This is a genomic window from Mesorhizobium sp. M2A.F.Ca.ET.039.01.1.1 (assembly GCF_003998035.1).
Classification (GTDB): Bacteria; Pseudomonadota; Alphaproteobacteria; order Rhizobiales; family Rhizobiaceae; genus Mesorhizobium.
In genome coordinates this window covers 1-1653 of sequence record NZ_RZRY01001057.1, presented here as the reverse complement: position 1 = coordinate 1653, position 1653 = coordinate 1, and the positions used below count along the sequence as shown (strand labels likewise).

3 protein-coding genes are annotated in these 1653 nt (G+C 65.7%); 1 reads left to right on the top strand and 2 read right to left on the bottom strand.

What is annotated here, in order from left to right; genetic code table 11:
* Both EOA24_RS37200 and EOA24_RS37195 read right to left on the bottom strand, forming a co-directional pair.
* On the bottom strand, positions 1–307 hold a 307-nt coding region (locus tag EOA24_RS37200), incomplete at its 3' end, for a cytochrome c peroxidase (RefSeq protein ID WP_281059929.1).
* 7 nt (positions 308–314) lie between these two features.
* Positions 315–758 carry a FixH family protein gene (locus EOA24_RS37195; protein WP_126082220.1) on the bottom strand — a complete coding sequence of 148 codons (444 nt, stop codon included), beginning with the start codon at positions 756–758 and terminating at the stop codon, positions 315–317.
* 158 nt (positions 759–916) lie between these two features.
* Between EOA24_RS37195 and EOA24_RS37190 the strand changes: the two genes are divergently transcribed.
* Positions 917–1653, top strand: a 737-nt coding sequence (locus tag EOA24_RS37190; RefSeq protein WP_133374867.1) for a sugar kinase, incomplete at its 3' end; no start/stop codon positions are given.

Below are 1653 nucleotides of genomic sequence, written 5' to 3'. Positions count from 1 at the left end.
GGCCGACGCCGACCGCCTGCGGCAGGTCGTCCTGGAACTGGCGGTCGATCTTGTGGCAGGTCGAGCACGACACCGTGCCGTCACGGCTCATGCCGGCATCGAAGAACAGCGTCGAGCCGAGCGCGGCAGCCGCCGGCACATCCGCATACTGGTTGGTGGTATCCGCCTTGAGCGAAGGCAGCGTGTTCAGCGCCAAAGACGCGATGGTGTTCTTCTCGGCGTCGCTGAATTGCGGCTCGCCGCAGCCACCCAGCAAGGCGAGAGCGGCCAAAGCCAGCAGGCATGCAACGCTTGTCAGACGCCTCATCGCCCGCTCACAACACGACGTTGAAGACGACGGAATCGGAACCCGCCGCCGCCGAGATACCGAAGTGCACCTGCCACCAGCCGCTCATCGTGAATTTCACGCCGTCGATGCGGTAGCGCCCCTCGCCAAGATAATCGGTCGCCTGCGGACTGGTCGGCAGGCCGTGATTGTGCTGCGGCATCCCGCCGGAAACGGTGATGGCCGCCCCCTCCACCGGCGCGCCGGCGGCGGTCTTCAGCGTCAGCAGCCAGGATTGCAGCTCGCCCTGCCGGATGACGCCGCGCTCCGGCTCGAAGCTCGCGACGAACAGCCCGTTCGCCGTCTTCTTGGAGCGCGACAGGTCCGGACCGGACGCCGAATGCGGCAGCGTCTGATAGACGACGGCCACGATGCCGACCAGCAACGCGGCCAGGCCGAGCCCCGCAAGGATGTAACGCCATATCGATGCCAAGCCCGTTCCTCTTCGGCTGCTAACGTCGAGGGCCGCTCGCCGCGTCCCGCCCTGCCTGTGGGAAATCGTTTCTGGCGCAAAATTCGCCGGCAGCCAAGCATGGCGCTGCCGGCCGCAAAAAGCTACAGCAACAAGACTTTAAGAAGGATAGAACCCACATGGCCGCCAAGGGTATTGCGTCGATCGGCGAATGCATGATCGAATTGTCGGGACAGACCGGCGACAGCTGGCGCATGGGCTTTGCCGGCGACACCTTCAACACGCTGTGGGCATTGCACGCGCTGAGCCCGGAGCACCCCGCGACTTATGTCTCGGCCTTCGGCGACGATCCCTTCTCGCGCGACCAGATCGCCTTCTTCGGCCAGAGCGGCATCGGCATAGGCAACAGTCCGGTCATTGCCGGCGCGCGCCCCGGCCTTTACGCCATCACGCTCACCGGAGCCGAGCGCGCCTTTACCTACTGGCGAAGCGACGCGGAAGCGCGTCAGCTCGCCTCCGATCCGGTGGCGCTCGCGAAAAGCCTTGAAAACCAGGCGCTTGTCTATTTTTCTGGAATCACCCTGGCAATTCTGGACGAGGCCGCGCGGACAACTTTGCTGACCGCCATAGTTGCGGCCGGGGCCGCCGGCTCGCTCGTCGCCTTCGACCCGAATTACCGGCCGCGTCTGTGGCCGAGCCGCGAGGCAGCCCAGGCCGCGATCCTGGAAGCGCTTGCCGTGGCCGACATCGCGCTGCCGACCTTTCCGGACGAGCAGATGCTGTTCGGGGATCCGACACCGCAGGCGACGGCGGAACGCCTCGGCAAGCTGACTGGCGAGGTCGTGGTCAAGAATGGCGAGCAGCCGGCCTTGATCGCGCTGAACGAAGCTTCGCAAACCGTGGATGCGGCGCCTGT